This is a genomic window from Bradyrhizobium sp. SZCCHNS3052 (assembly GCF_032484495.1).
In the GTDB taxonomy this organism is placed as follows: Bacteria; Pseudomonadota; Alphaproteobacteria; order Rhizobiales; family Xanthobacteraceae; genus Bradyrhizobium.
Window position 1 is genome coordinate 13812 of the sequence record NZ_JAUETB010000023.1, and the last position, 14446, is coordinate 28257.

Here is a 14446-nt window from a genome sequence, read left to right on the forward strand (position 1 = left end):
GATTAGAACTCCTGCGCCATCGCCCGGTCTATGATCCATCTCATCCGTCCCGGCGGTTAAACCGGGACGGTGAGTGAGTTATGACAGAAGTGGTTGCGGGGATAGGATTTGAACCTATGACCTTCAGGTTATGAGCCTGACGAGCTACCGGGCTGCTCCACCCCGCGTTAACTTGTGCGTCACCTTCAGAGAAGCGCCGGGCGGTCCTGGCAGACACCGAGGCGCTGCCGATCCATCCCAAAGGCTTCCTGAGAAGGCTTGAGCCCGTTGGCCTAGCCGGCCGTCGGGTGCGGGCGGTATGTACCAATGCGAGGCCGGTTTGGAAAGGCCTTTCGGGAAGTTTTTTTGCCGGATTGTGACACCGCCTGTCGCACGACTCACAGCAGAAATTACCTCAACATTACAAATACATATGAGAGCGACCTATTTGCCGGCCGGGACCACGGCGCGGCCCGGGCTGGGGACAAGGACAAGTTCTTCGGGGGGCAGCGGCAGGGACCGACGACACACACCCCAAATGGATTGGCTCCACGCTCGCGCCCAGGCGGCGCAAAACCGACGCCGCGCTTGCCAAGGGTCCCGCAACGCGGCAGCTTTAAGCCAACCAGAATGACGGCCCTGCACGCGGCCGCGGTACACGCGAGGAGACGTCCATGGACCAGTCCCTGAAGAGCCCAGCCCTCTCGGCGCTCGACGACGCGTTCCACGCCCAGGTCGAGGCCTCCCGCAATGCGCCCCCGCCCGCTCTCGCGGCACGGCTGGACGGCCTGAAGCGGCTGCGAGCGATGCTGTCGGACAACGAGAAGCGCCTGGAGCAGGCGATCTCGGCCGATTTCGGCCACCGCTGCGCCGTCGAGACGACGATTGCCGAAACGCTGTTCCTGCAGGCCGAGATCAGGCACACGCTCAAGGTGCTGCCGCGCTGGATGGCGCCGCGGCGCATCGCCACCGCGCTGCAGTTCTGGCCGGCGCGCAACCGCCTGATCCCGCAGCCGCTCGGCGTGGTCGGCATCATCGCGCCGTGGAATTACCCGTTGCAGCTGACGCTGGCGCCAGCAATCGGCGCGCTCGCCGCCGGCAACCGGGTCATGATCAAGCCGAGCGAGCTGACGCCGCACTTCTCCGCGCTGCTCAAGGAGCTCATCGCGGCGAATTTCGACCCGACTGAGCTCATCGTCACCGGCATCGAGGACGGCGTCGCGGAGACCTTTGCCGCGCTGCCGTTCGATCATCTGGTCTTCACCGGCTCGACCCGCGTCGGCCGCATCGTCGCTGAGGCCGCCGGGCGCAACCTGACCCCGGTGACGCTCGAGCTCGGCGGCAAGTCACCGACCATCGTCGACGTCTCCGCCGACATCGACGAAGCCGCGGAGCGCATCGCCTATGCCAAGCTGCTCAACGCCGGCCAGACCTGCATCGCGCCGGACTACGTGTTCGTGCCCGAACAGCATGGGGACGCATTCGCGAGCAAGCTGCACCGGCACATGCTGCAGATGTTCGGCACCAACCCGGCCAATGGCGACTACACGTCGATCATCTCCGAGCGGCACTATGCCAGGCTGGAAGGATTGCTGCGCGATGCGATCGCGCGCGGCGCCAGGACGCTGAGCACGACCAGCCCGGAAGATCCGGCCTGGAAGAAGCTGCGGAAATTTCCGCCGACGATCGTGGTCGGTGCGAGCGCGGACATGGCGATCATGCAGGAGGAGATCTTCGGTCCCCTGCTGCCGATCATGACCTATCGGCAATCCGACGACGTCATCCGCCACATCAACGCCCACGACCGGCCGCTCGCGCTGTACTGGTTCGGCACTGACGCTGCGGCCCGTGACACGGTGCTGGCGCGCACCGTCTCCGGCGGCGTCACCATCAACGACTGCCTTCTGCATTTTGCGCAGATGAACCAGCCGATGGGCGGCGTCGGCGCCTCCGGCATCGGCCATTATCACGGCGAATGGGGCTTCAACAGCTTCAGCAAGTTGAAGCCGGTGTTCTACCGCTCTCCCTTCAACCGCATGAAGGATCTCTATCCACCCTACGGTGCCAGCATCGCGCGGATCGAAAAGCTTCTGCGATTCCTGTCCTAGCCAATCGTCGTTCCCGGGGCGCAGAGCGCGCCCCCAGGAATCCCGAGACGATCGGGTGCAGATCAAACTCTCGATTCCGAGTTCGACGCTCAGCGCAAATGACTTCGCCACCTGCCGCGCGCCGCCGGAACGACATTCGAACAACAAGCAAAACAAACATCAGGGAGAGATGCGTGACGGACGAGGTCGATTTCATCGTCGTGGGCGGCGGCAGCGGCGGCGCAACGGTTGCCGGCCGCCTGTCGGAAGATCCGGCGACATCCGTCGCGCTGCTCGACGCCGGGGGACGCAACGACAACTGGATCGTGACCACGCCCTACATGCTGTTCCTGATGGTCGCGGGGCCCGTCAACAACTGGTCCTTCACCACCGTGCCGCAAGAGGGCCTGGACGGGCGCAGCGGCTATCAGCCGCGCGGCCGCGGGCTCGGCGGCTCCTCCGCGATCAACGCCATGGTCTACATCCGCGGCCACCGCGCCGACTACGATCATTGGGCTTCCCTCGGCAACACCGGATGGTCGTATGACGACGTGCTGCCCTACTTCAAGCGCGCCGAGAACAACGCCGAGTTCAACGGCGCGTATCACGGCCAATCGGGACCACTGCCGGTCAGCCGGCTGCGCACCGACAATCCCGTGCACGACATCTTTCTCCAGGCGGCGCGCGAAGCGCAGTTTCCGGTCCGCGACGATTTCAATGCCGACACGCAGGAAGGGCTCGGGCTCTATCAGGTCACGCAGAAGAATGGCGAGCGCTGGAGCGCGGCACGGGCCTACATCCAGCCGCATCTCGGCAGCCGCAGCAACCTGCGGGTCGAGACCTCGGCGCATGCGTCGATGATCCTGTTCGAGGGCAAGCGCGCGGTCGGCGTCAAGTATCGCCAGGGCAAGGAGGTCAAGGAGATCCGCTGCCGGCGCGAAGTGATCCTCGCCTCCGGCGCGTTCCAGACCCCACAATTGCTGATGCTGTCGGGCATCGGCGACGCGAGCGCCCTGGCGCGGCTCGGCATCGCCGGCGTCCACCATTTGCCAGGTGTCGGACAGAACCTGCAGGACCATCCGGATTTCATCTTCGCCTACACCTCCGACAACCCCAACTTTTCTTCGCTGTCGCCGAAGGGCCTGCGCCGGCTGCTGGCGGGCATCGGCCAATATCGCCGCGAGCGCCGCGGCGTCCTGACCTCGAACTTCGCCGAATGCGGCGGCTTCCTGAAGACGCGGCCTGATCTCGACGTGCCCGACATCCAGTTGCATTTCGGCATGGCCGTCACCGACGATCACGGCCGCAAGCGCCACGGCAATGGCTTCTCCTGCCATTTCTGCCTGCTCAGGCCGAAGAGCCGCGGCATGGTCGGCTTGAAGAATGCCGATCCGCTCGCCGCGCCGCTGATCGATCCCAACTTCCTGGGCGAGGCCGACGATCTCGAAACCATGGTGGCCGGCTACAAGACCACGCTGCGGCTGATGCAGACGCCGGCGATGCGCAGCCTCGGCAAGCGCGACCTGTTCACGTCGGATGTCAGGACCGCCGACGACATCCGCGCCATCCTGCGCGCCCGCGTCGATACGGTCTACCATCCTGTCGGCACCTGCAAGATGGGCGTCGACGATCCGCTCGCCGTGGTCGATCCCGAATTGAAGGTGCGCGGAATGTCCGGCCTGCGCGTGGTCGACGCCTCGATCATGCCGACCCTGATCGGCGGCAACACCAATGCGCCGACCATCATGATCGGCGAGAAGGCCGCCGACATGATCAAGCGCGAGCTGAAAGGCTGAGACCGCTCGCCATCGAGGGAAATCAACCTGCCGATCAGCAGGGCCTCACGTCAGCAGGAAGCCGCCGTCCACCGTGACGACGCTGCCGGTCATGTAGCGCGAGGCGTTGGACGCCAACAGCAGGATCGCGCCGTCGAGGTCGCTCTCGTGGCCGACGCGCCGCTGCGGGATCCGCTTGACCAGCTTCTCGCCTGCCGGCGTCTCCCAGACCTCGTGATTGATGTCGGTGTCGATGTAGCCGGGCGCCAGTGCGTTGACGCGGATGCCGCTCGCCGCGAGCTCCAGCGCCAGCGCCTTGGTCGCCTGCACCACGCCGGCCTTGGAGATCGCATAGGGCGAGATGAACTTGACGACGCTGAAGCCGAGCACCGAGGCGATGTTGATGATGTTGCCGCCGGTCTTGCGCGCGGCCATGCGCCGAGCTGCTTCGGTTGCGGCAAAATAGGCGCCCTTCAGATTGGCGCCGATCACGGCGTCCCAATCCGCCTCGCTCTGCTCGACCGCGAGCTTCTCTACCGCAATGCCGGCATTGTTGATCAGCACCGTCACGGGTCCGAGCGCGGCCTCGGCCGCATCCATGCCCCTGACGATCGATGCCATGCTCGTCACGTCCATCTCGACCGCGGCGGCGCGACCACCCCTTGCCTTGAGCTCTGCCTCCAACGCCTTGAGCTTGCCGGTCTGGCGTGCCGCGAGCGCGACGGCGGCGCCACGTGCCGATAGAACCCGGGCGAACTGCCGGCCGAGCCCCTGGCTCGCGCCGGTGATCAGGATCACCTCGCGGCTGACGTCGAACAGCTCGGACATGGTTCCTCCCACGATTGCTCATTTGTTGCGGCGCATTGATACAGACGATTTGAAGTAGCGCAAACCGGAATCGTTTACCGGGCCCGGCCTACAACCGCGGCGGAGCAACCATGAACGCTTTCGACCTCGCCGCTTGTGCCGCACTGATGGTTGCCGTCTACAGCGGCTTCTCGACCGGGCTGTTGCGCAGCGCCATCACGATTCTGGCCTACCTGCTCGCGATGCCGCTGGCGATGGGCGCGGTTGCGGCGATGAGCCCGCAACTGCGCGACGTGCACGGCACTCCGCTGGCACAGAACTGGCTGCAGTTCTTCGCCGCCTTCGTCGTCATCGGCATGGCGCTGGGCAAGATCGGCCGCATCCTGCTCGACGAAGCGATCGGTTCCGAGGCCGGTTTTGGCGACCGGCTCGGCGGCGCTCTGCTGGGCGCCGTGCGCACCGGCATGGTCGCGACCACGCTGGTGCTGGTGTTCGACAGGATCGTTCCCCCCGAGCGTCAGCCGCGCTTCCTCGAGGGATCACGCCTGCGGCCGATGCTCTCGCTCGCAGGCGCAAAAGGCTTCCGCTCGCTGCCTCCGGAGCTCGCAAGCCTGATCGACCGGCTGAAGCAGGAACGGCGCATCTGACGGACACGGCGGCGCCGCCTCTCCCGTCATAGCGAGCCATGCAATTCGGCACAGGCCGGCTGCTCTTATCAGCGGCAATTCGGTTGGCTAGAATGCACCCATCTTTCTTCCAGCCTCACTGACATATCGGAGTGATCAATCGTGGATCTCGGGATCAAGGGCCGCCGCGCCATCGTCTGCGCCTCCAGCAAGGGCCTGGGCCGCGCCTGCGCCATCGCGCTGGCCAATGAAGGCGTACATGTCACGATCACGGCGCGCGGCGCCGAAGTGCTGGCGAAGACCGCGGCCGAGATCCGCGCGGCCAATCCTGGCGTCACCGTCACGGAAGTGGCGGGCGACATCACCACGCCCGAGGGCCGCGCCGCCGTGCTGAAGGCCTGCCCGGATCCGGACATCCTGATCAACAACGCCGGCGGCCCGCCGCCCGGCGATTTCCGCAACTGGACCCGCGACGACTGGATCAAGGCGCTCGACGCCAACATGCTGACGCCGATCGAACTGATCAAGGCGACCGTCGACGGCATGATGGCGCGCAAGTTCGGCCGCATCGTCAACATCACCTCGGCCGCGGTGAAGGCGCCGATCGACATTCTCGGCCTCTCCAACGGCGCCCGCGCCGGCCTCACCGGCTTCGTCGCCGGCCTGTCGCGCAAGACCGTGATCAACAACGTCACGATCAATGCGCTGCTGCCGGGGCCGTTCGAGACCGACCGCCTGCTCTCGACGGCAAAGGGCGAGGCCGAGAAGCGCGGTGTCACGCCGGAGCAGATCCTCGCCGACCGCGCCAAGACGAACCCTGCAGGTCGCTTCGGCGATCCCGAGGAATTTGGACTCGCCTGCGCCTTCCTGTGCGGCGCCAAGGCCGGCTACATCACCGGCCAGAACATCCTGCTCGACGGCGGCGCCTTCCCAGGCACGCTGTAAGACAGACTTCCTTGGGCGGTCTGGCGCGGAAACCTGCTACGCCGATCCCGGGCTTTCACCTCGCCCCGCTTGCGGGGAGAGGTCGGATTGCATCGCGAGATGCAATCCGGGTGAGGGGGGCTCTCCGCGAACGCGGTGTCTGTGGAGAGTCCCCCTCACCCCAACCTTCTCCCCGCAAGCGGGGCGAGGGAGCGCAGTGCCGGCGCAATAGGAATTCGAATCCAACTAATAAAGCTGTGAGTTCTGTTTGCCATCCGCGCTATGAATACAGCGACTCTGCCTTTCCGAACGACCTACCGCTTCTCGTCCTCGTCGCGCTGGCTTGGGCTCGACGAATCCGCCGTGGTGCGGCCTTCGGTCCAATCGATGCCGAACGCATCGAGGCCCTCCGCCAGCAGGTCACCGAGCATCGGCTCGCCCAGCAGATAACGCGCGGTGTGGCGGTCGCGCTGGCCGGCGGCCTCGCGGCGCAGATCGTCCCACTCGTCGATATCGCCGTCGCCGCGGCCGAGCCGCATCAAGGCGACGAGATCGGTCTGCTCGTCCTCGGTCATCGCGTTGATGAAGCCGGTGATCTCGCGCACCACGGGATCATCGCCGCTATCCTGGAGCACGTCGACCATGTCGTCATCGACGGCATTCGAGCCGGATTCCTCATCGGTCGCCTGCTCCTTGACGTCGAACTCGCGCGCCTTTTCGATCAGGAAGGCGACCTTCTCGGGCGATATCGTCAGCTCTGGCATGGCGTTCTCCTCATGGACGGACTGCAGCAACGCCTGTTCCGGGCAGTTGATCCATTGCGCCGGAACAAGCCGCGCGGCATCGTGACCGGCATCAAGAATAGGACGAGGAAGCGCGCATGTCTTGGACGATCGGCCGGGTCAGGGTCACCAAATTCGTCGAGCTGGAGACCGTCGGCGGCACCCGCTTCATCCTGCCGCAGGCAACACCCGAGACGATCCGCGAGCTGTCCTGGCTCACGCCCGATTTTGCGACCGATGAAGGTCGGCTGAAGATGTCGATCCACACCCTGGTGCTGGAAACACCGACGATGCGGATCGTGGTCGACACCGGGCTCGGCAACGACAAGCAGGGCCGCAGCGTGCCAATGTGGAACAACCGCACGACACCGTTCCTGGAGACGATGAGCGCTGCCGGCCTCCCGCCTGACAGCATCGACATGGTGATCTGCACCCACCTCCATGTCGACCATGTCGGCTGGAATACGCGGCTGGTCGACGGCCGCTGGGTCCCGACTTTCTCCAATGCGCGCTACGTTTTCGGCCGCACCGAATATGAGCATTGGCGCGATCACAGCGAGGCCGCCGACGAGACGGCGACCTTCGCCGATTCCGTGCAGCCGATCGTCGCCGCCGGACGCGCGGAGTTCGTCGGAAGCGAAGCGGTGATCACCGACGAGATCACCCTGATCCCGACGCCGGGGCACAGCCCGGGTCATGTCAGCCTGCACATCCGCTCGGATGGCGCGGAGGCCGTGCTCACCGGGGACGTCGCCCACCATCCCTGCCAGATGGCGCGTCTCGATTGGAGCTCGACGGTCGATTCCGATCCGGCGCAGGCGATCGCGACCCGGCGGGCGCTGTTCTCGCGTTTTGCCGACACCGAGACGCTGGTGATCGGCGGCCATTTCCATGCCGGCCATATCCGGCGGGACGGCGCCGCCTTCCGCTTCGAGGCATTACAGGGCAGCGGCGACGCATAGCCCGCAAGGTTGAATTTCCTCCCGCCATGCTCCATGACAGGGCTCTGGAATACCAGGGAATTGAGGGAGAGAAACCAATGAAGCTTGTTCGCTACGGCGAGAAGGGCGCGGAAAAGCCGGGCCTGATCGACGCATCCGGCCAGTTGCGCGACCTGTCGGCGCATGTGAAGGACCTCGATGGCGCGGCCTATGCGCCGGAGTCGCTGAAGAAGCTCGCCGCGCTCGATCCGGCCTCCCTGCCCGCCGTTGCCGGCAAGCCGCGGCTCGGCGCCCCTGTCACCGGCATCTCGAAATTCGTGGCGATCGGCCTCAACTACTCCGACCATGCCAAGGAGACCGGCAACCCGATCCCGGCCGAGCCGATCTTCTTCCTGAAAGCCAACACCGCGCTGTGCGGTCCCTATGATCAGGTCGAGAAGCCGCGCGGCTCGACCAAGCTCGACTGGGAAGTCGAGATCGCCGCCATCATCGGCACTCGCGCCAAATACGTCTCAGAGGCCGAGGCGTTGAACCACATCGCGGGCTACACGATCTGCAACGACGTCTCCGAGCGCAACTTCCAGATCGAGCGCCTGGGCCAGTGGACCAAGGGCAAGTCGCACGACACGTTCGGTCCCGTAGGTCCGTGGCTCGTCACCAAGGACGAGATTCCAGACGTGCAGAACCTGTCGATGTGGCTCGACGTCAACGGCCAGCGCCGCCAGACCGGCACCACCGCGACGATGATCTTCTCGATGGCGAAGTGCATCTCCTACGTCTCGCAGTTCATGACGCTCCTGCCCGGCGACATCGTCACCACCGGCACGCCTCCCGGCGTCGGCATGGGCATGAAGCCGCCGACCTTCCTCAATGTCGGAGACGTCGTCACGCTCGGCATCGAGCGCCTCGGCGAGCAGCGCCAGGAGATCATCGAGGCGTAAGGCGCGATATCGACTTGTGAGTCATTCCGGGATGGCGCGTAGCGCCAGACCCGGAATCTCGAGATTCCGGGTTCGATGCTTCGCATCGCCCCGGAATGACCAGCCAGAGGACACTTCCGATGAAACTCACCTTCTCGCCCGCCTCGCCATTCGCCCGCAAGGTGCGCATCGCTGCCATCGAACTCGGGCTGATCGACCGGCTCGAATTCGTGCCTGCAGCCGTGGTGCCGGGCCAGGCCAATGAGGAGTATTCGAAGATCACGCCGCTGAAGAAGCTGCCGGTGCTGATCCTCGACAATGGCGACGTGATCCTGGATTCCTACGTGATCGTCGAATATCTCGACGAGCTCGCCGGCGGCAACAAGCTGATCCCCGCTTCCGGCCCGTCGCGCTGGAAGGTCAAGAGCGAGCATTCCATGCTGCAAGGCATGCTCGATTCCATGCTGCTATGCCGCTACGAGGCGATGGTGCGGCCCGAGGGCCTCCGCTGGCAGGCCTGGTCCGACGATCATTGGAACAGGGCCTGGATGGGCATGGCGCGCTTCAATGCGCAGCCCGACTTGATGACACGCCCGTTCGACATCGTCGCGATCGGACTCGTCTGCGTACTCGGCTATGCCGATTTCCGCTTCGCCGATTGCGGCTGGCGCAAGGCATTTCCGGCACTCGACGCGTTCCACAACAAGATGCTCGAACGCGAATCGGTGAAGATCTCGGTGCCGCCGGCGGCTTGATCCCTGAACAGGAGCTGCCGTGACGCTGACGTTCTCGGTTGCAGACACGACCATTCATCGCATCATCGAGCAGGAAACCACGTTCCTGCCGGCGCGTGAGATGTTTCCCGAGCTGACATCGGAGATGCTGGCGGCAGAGCGCAGCGCGCTGCAGGCGGCCGGTGCCCTCGATGCGCAGGACACGCTGATCCTGTGCTTTCAGTCCTACGTGGTGAGGACGCCTCACCACACCATCCTGATCGACAGCTGCATCGGCAACGACAAGCCGCGCGCGCGGCCGGTCTGGAACATGAAGACCGACGACAGCTACATGCTTGCGCTTGCGGCCGCGGGCGTATCGGTCGACGACATCGACGTCGTGATGTGCACGCATCTGCACACCGATCATGTCGGCTGGAATACGCGGCTCGACAACGGCCGCTGGGTGCCGACCTTCCCGAATGCGCGCTACGTGTTCGCGCAGCGCGAATATGACTACTGGGTGGCGCAGAATGCCAAGGCCGAGGTGCCTCCATTCGCCGACAGCGTGCTGCCGGTGGTCGAGGCCAAGCGCGCCGACATCGTCGGCGACGCATTCGCGATCGGTGATCATGTCCGGCTGCTGCCGACGCCGGGCCACACGCCCGGCCATATCGCAGTCGCCGTCGGCAGGGGCAGAGACGATGCGGTGTTCGCCGGCGACCTGATCCACACGCCGCTGCAGCTCAGCTTTCCCGAGCTGTCACCGAGATTCGACGTCGACCCGGCTCAGGCCGAGGTGACGCGCCGCGCCTTTCTCGAGCGCTATTGCGACACGTCGACGCTGTGCTGCACGGCGCACTTCCCGTCGCCCTCGGTCGGCCGCATTACCCGCAAGGGCAACGGCTTCGCCTGCGAGGCGGTCTGAGACACGGGCGCGGCGCCGGTCACCGCGCCCGTCAATCGAACAGGCTCGGCGTATGGTTCACCGCGGCGCCTTCGATCGCCAGCATCTTCAGCTTGGTCTCGACACCGCCATTGGCGGAGAAGCCGCCGGGCTTGTTGCCCGCCGCCAGCACGCGATGGCAGGGTACCACGATCGGGCACGGGTTGCGCCCGAGCGCCTGGCCGACCTCGCGCGACAACTCGACGCCGCCGAGCTGCTTGGCGATGTCGCCATAGGTCAGGGTCCGGCCCGGCGGGATCCGGCGCGCGATCTCGTAGACGCCGCGCTGGAACGCGCTGACGCCGTCGAGATCGAGGTCGACATCGCTGAGATCATCCGGCTCTCCGGCAAGCAGCGCCGTGATCCGCGTGATGGTGCGCCGCACATGCGGCGGCGGCTCGGCTTCGCCGATGCCTTCGTAACGCTGCTGCATCCGGATGCGGATCTGCGCGACGCCGCCCATCGGCAGTTGCACCGCATTGATGCCGCGCGCTCCCCATGCGATGGCGCAAGGGCCGATCGCGGTCTCGAAAATTGCAAAGCTTTGCTCTGACATGACGGACTCCATCGCCGCTCTGCCCCGTATCATCTGCCAGTCAAATTAGGCTTGGAGAATGTTGCGATCCACCCGGATTCTGCCAATGTCGACAGCGGAAGCACCGTGATGTCCATCGGCAGGCCGAAAGGATGGGAGCACGGCGCAGGGGCAGCCCGGCGCAAAGAGCGGGCGCCTCATCCGAGGAAACCAAGGCGAGGGAGACGGCCATGAAGCTGACGCCGGAGCAGATCGCATTCTTCAACCGCGAGGGCTGGCTGTTCCTGCCCGAGCTGTTCAGCCCCGAGGAGACCGCCTTTCTCGCCCGCGAGGCCGAGGCGATCTATGCGGCTAACCGTCCCGAGGTCTGGCGCGAGAAGAGCGGCGCGCCGCGCACGGCGTTTGCCGCCCACCTCTACAACGACGCCTTCCGCGTGCTCGCGGCGCATCCGCGCATGATCGAGCCGATCGAGCAGATCTTCGGCGAGAAGGTCTACATGCATCAGTTCAAGATCAACGCCAAATCGGCCTTCACCGGTGATGTCTGGCAATGGCACCAGGACTACGGCACCTGGAAGCGCGACGACGGCATGCCGGAGCCGCGCGCGATGAACATCGCGATCTTTCTCGACGAGGTGATGCCGATCAACGGCCCCTTGATGCTGGTGCCGCGCAGCCAGCATGCCGGCGACCTCGAGGCGTCGCATGATCTCGCGACAACGTCCTATCCGTTGTGGACCTTGGACGAGGCGACGGTGACGCGGTTGGTCGCGGAAGGCGGCATCGTCGCGCCGACCGGAAAGCCCGGCGGCATGCTGATGTTCCACGGCAATCTTGTGCACGGCTCCGCCGGCAACATCACGCCTTACCCGCGCAAGATCGTGTACCTCACGCTCAACGCCGTCTCCAACCATATCCGCACCCCGACGCGGCCGGAGTACATCGCGCATCGCGACTTCACGCCGATCGCGATGCTTCCGGATGACGCGCTGCTGCAGCTCGCTCGCGCCCATCGCGAGGCGGCGGAGTGAGGCTCGCACTCCATCATCTAACAGGTCGTCATGCCCGGGCTTGACGCGTGAGTATTGGCCGCATCGACCTGCGTCGAAGAAACACTGGATCTTTCAATGAACCTCCACGCCCTCCTCCAAGCCCGCGCCGCCGCCGGCAAGCCTGTGCGCGTCGCACTGATCGGCGCCGGCAAGTTCGGCTCGATGTTCCTGGCGCAGGTGCCGCACGTCGCGGGCCTCGAGGTCCCCGTCATCATCGACCTCGATCCCGACCGCGCCCGCGACGCTTGCCGGACGGTCGGCTGGAGCGCCGAGCTGATCGCGCGCACGAATTTCAGCCCCGACGGTTCGAAGGCGACGGGTGACGGCATTGACGTCGTTGTCGAAGCGACCGGCAACCCTGCTGCCGGCATCCGCCACGCGCGCGCCGCGATCAAGGCTGGCAAGCACATCGTGATGGTCAATGTCGAGGCCGACGTGCTGGCCGGGCCGCTTCTCGCGGAAGAGGCGCGCAAGGCGGGCGTTGTCTATTCACTGGCCTATGGCGACCAGCCGGCGCTGACGGCCGAGCTCGTCGACTGGGCGCGCGCGACCGGCTTCCACGTGGTTGCGGCCGGCAAGGGCACGAAATATCTGCCGGCCTATCACGACGTGACGCCCGATGGCGTCTGGCAGCATTATGGGCTGACGGCGGGCGAAGCACAGTCCGCCGGCATGAATCCGCAGATGTTCAATTCCTTCCTCGACGGCACCAAGTCGGCCATCGAGATGGCCGCGATCGCCAACGCGACGGGGCTCGACGTGCCCACGGACGGACTGCTGTTTCCCCCCTGCGGTGTCGATGATCTGCCCCATGTCCTGCGCCCGCGCGACCGCGGCGGCGTGCTGGAACGATCGGGCATGGTCGAGGTGGTGTCATCGCTGGAGCGCGACGGACGGCCGGTGTTTCGCGATCTGCGCTGGGGCGTCTATGTCGTGCTGGAGGCGCCGAGCGACTACGCCGCGGACTGCTTCCGCCAATATGGCCTGAAGACGGACGCCAGCGGCCGCTATGCGGCGATGTACAAGCCCTATCACCTGATCGGGTTGGAGCTGAACGTCTCGGTGCTGTCGGCGGCGCTGCGGCGCGAGCCGACCGGACAGCCGCTCGGTTTCCGCGGCGACGTCGTCGCCGTCGCCAAGAAGGATCTGCGCGCCGGCGAGATGCTCGATGGTGAGGGCGGCTACACGGTCTGGGGCAAGGTGATTCCGGCGCGTAAGAGCCTCCAGCTTGGGGCGCTGCCGATCGGATTGGCGCATCGCGTGAAGCTCACCGACGACGTTGCTCATGGTTCAGTCGTGCGGTGGAGCGACGTCGACGTCGACGACATGGACAAGGATATCGTCGCGACCCGCAAAGAGATGGAAAGGACGTTCGCGCGCTGATTCGCTCCCGCGCATGACCTCTCACGGTCAATCAAAAGCCCCGACCAACAGGCCGGGGCCCGAGTTCACGTGACGTCCGGGGCTCAGTTGTCGTCCTCGCCGAACGCCGCGGCGAGCTTGTCGTAGTATTTGAGGACGAGATCGATGTTGCCCTTGTTCTCGACCTCGGGCGGTTTCGCCTTCAGCGCCGCGTTGAGATCGCTGAGGACTTGCTTCTTGTCGTCGGGCTTCATCTTCGTGTCGGCCTGGACCTGATCGATCTGCTGCTTGATGACGGCTTCGGGACCGATGTACTTTTTCGTCTTCGGATCGATGCCGCCCATCACCAGGCTGATGTTGTCGACGACGATGTTGAAATCGTCATAGCTGGCGAAGCCGTATTTCTTGGCGACGCCATCGAGCTGCGTCACCACCTTCTGGTCCGGCGGCGCGTTTTCGGGAAGCTTGTCGGTGACGGCATCCATGTCCTTTTGCGATGCCAGCACGTTTTCGATCTGCTGGTCGGTCAGCGCGATCTGCTTGAGCTGCGGCGGCTGGCTGACCGTGGGTCCGGGCGGCTGGGCCGGCGAATCCTTGGCAGCCTGCGCAAGTGCCGGAAGCGTTGTAATGGCCGTCATCGCGGCTCCTGAGCCCGCAAGGGCCAGCGCGAAGAAGGTGGTCCGGACGAACATGCGCATGAAGATCTCCTGTGGGACAATGGCTACGACGACAGAGAGCGCAGCATTGCGTACGTTCTGGGGAATGAACCGCGCCTGAATCGGTTCCGGAGACTCCGATCACACGGTTGTGCAGCAGCACCTGCGACGCGAACAGCGCATCGTGACGAACGAGCGACGGGGCGCAGGCATCGGCACAAACAACAACGCCGCGCTGAGGTTTCAGCGCGGCGTTGTTGTTTTGGGTTGTGAAGAGGGGATGTCCTTTGCAGGCCTGGCAGCGACCTACTCTCCCAGGGCTTGAGCCATAGTACCATTGG

General features: G+C 65.2%; 14 protein-coding genes and 1 tRNA gene. 10 read left to right on the forward strand and 5 right to left on the reverse strand.

Annotated elements, in window-relative coordinates; translation table 11 throughout:
• Window positions 1-90 precede the first annotated feature (90 nt).
• Window positions 91-167: transfer RNA gene (locus tag QX073_RS34005), tRNA-Met, on the reverse strand.
• A gap of 486 nt (window positions 168-653) precedes the next feature.
• Between QX073_RS34005 and QX073_RS34010 the strand changes: the two genes are divergently transcribed.
• A complete protein-coding gene (locus QX073_RS34010) occupies window positions 654-2087 on the forward strand; it encodes a coniferyl aldehyde dehydrogenase (protein WP_316227080.1) in 1434 nt (477 codons plus the stop codon).
• A gap of 173 nt (window positions 2088-2260) precedes the next feature.
• Window positions 2261-3862 carry a GMC family oxidoreductase gene (locus QX073_RS34015; RefSeq protein WP_316227081.1) on the forward strand — a complete coding sequence of 534 codons (1602 nt, stop codon included), beginning with the start codon at window positions 2261-2263 and terminating at the stop codon, window positions 3860-3862.
• 45 nt (window positions 3863-3907) lie between these two features.
• On the opposite strand, the gene QX073_RS34020 is transcribed toward QX073_RS34015, so the two are convergent.
• Window positions 3908-4669: an SDR family NAD(P)-dependent oxidoreductase gene (locus QX073_RS34020; protein WP_315718074.1), complete on the reverse strand. Its 762-nt coding sequence runs from the start codon at window positions 4667-4669 to the stop codon at window positions 3908-3910.
• Between the two features lie 110 nt (window positions 4670-4779).
• On the opposite strand from QX073_RS34020, the gene QX073_RS34025 reads away from it, so the two are divergent.
• Together QX073_RS34025 and QX073_RS34030 are read left to right on the forward strand one after the other, a co-directional pair.
• Window positions 4780-5295 carry a CvpA family protein gene (locus QX073_RS34025; protein ID WP_315718075.1) on the forward strand — a complete coding sequence of 172 codons (516 nt, stop codon included), beginning with the start codon at window positions 4780-4782 and terminating at the stop codon, window positions 5293-5295.
• A gap of 141 nt (window positions 5296-5436) precedes the next feature.
• A complete protein-coding gene (locus QX073_RS34030) occupies window positions 5437-6219 on the forward strand; it encodes an SDR family oxidoreductase (RefSeq protein ID WP_315753786.1) in 783 nt (260 codons plus the stop codon).
• Between the two features lie 293 nt (window positions 6220-6512).
• On the opposite strand, the gene QX073_RS34035 is transcribed toward QX073_RS34030, so the two are convergent.
• Window positions 6513-6962, reverse strand: coding sequence for a DUF3775 domain-containing protein (locus tag QX073_RS34035; protein ID WP_315718078.1), 450 nt, complete (start codon window positions 6960-6962; stop codon window positions 6513-6515).
• Between the two features lie 116 nt (window positions 6963-7078).
• Between QX073_RS34035 and QX073_RS34040 the strand changes: the two genes are divergently transcribed.
• From QX073_RS34040 to QX073_RS34055, 4 genes are all read left to right on the forward strand, one after another.
• Window positions 7079-7942: an MBL fold metallo-hydrolase gene (locus tag QX073_RS34040; RefSeq protein WP_316176000.1), complete on the forward strand. Its 864-nt coding sequence runs from the start codon at window positions 7079-7081 to the stop codon at window positions 7940-7942.
• Between the two features lie 77 nt (window positions 7943-8019).
• Entirely contained in the window at window positions 8020-8862 is an 843-nt protein-coding gene (locus tag QX073_RS34045) for a fumarylacetoacetate hydrolase family protein (RefSeq protein WP_315718081.1), read from the forward strand.
• Window positions 8863-8981: 119 nt separating this feature from the next.
• Window positions 8982-9596, forward strand: a complete 615-nt coding sequence (locus QX073_RS34050; protein ID WP_315753790.1) for a glutathione S-transferase family protein — start codon at window positions 8982-8984, stop codon at window positions 9594-9596.
• Between the two features lie 19 nt (window positions 9597-9615).
• Window positions 9616-10482: an MBL fold metallo-hydrolase gene (locus QX073_RS34055; protein WP_316227082.1), complete on the forward strand. Its 867-nt coding sequence runs from the start codon at window positions 9616-9618 to the stop codon at window positions 10480-10482.
• Window positions 10483-10513: 31 nt separating this feature from the next.
• On the opposite strand, the gene QX073_RS34060 is transcribed toward QX073_RS34055, so the two are convergent.
• Entirely contained in the window at window positions 10514-11056 is a 543-nt protein-coding gene (locus QX073_RS34060) for a methylated-DNA--[protein]-cysteine S-methyltransferase (protein ID WP_315753793.1), read from the reverse strand.
• Between the two features lie 209 nt (window positions 11057-11265).
• Here QX073_RS34060 and QX073_RS34065 point away from each other — a divergent pair, with 209 nt between their 5' ends.
• Both QX073_RS34065 and QX073_RS34070 read left to right on the forward strand, forming a co-directional pair.
• Entirely contained in the window at window positions 11266-12066 is an 801-nt protein-coding gene (locus QX073_RS34065) for a phytanoyl-CoA dioxygenase family protein (protein ID WP_315753795.1), read from the forward strand.
• A gap of 96 nt (window positions 12067-12162) precedes the next feature.
• Window positions 12163-13470: an NAD(P)H-dependent oxidoreductase gene (locus QX073_RS34070; protein ID WP_316193867.1), complete on the forward strand. Its 1308-nt coding sequence runs from the start codon at window positions 12163-12165 to the stop codon at window positions 13468-13470.
• Window positions 13471-13553: 83 nt separating this feature from the next.
• Here the strand turns inward: QX073_RS34070 and QX073_RS34075 are convergent, their stop codons facing one another.
• Window positions 13554-14147, reverse strand: coding sequence for a hypothetical protein (locus QX073_RS34075; RefSeq protein ID WP_316193866.1), 594 nt, complete (start codon window positions 14145-14147; stop codon window positions 13554-13556).
• Window positions 14148-14446: the final 299 nt, after the last annotated feature.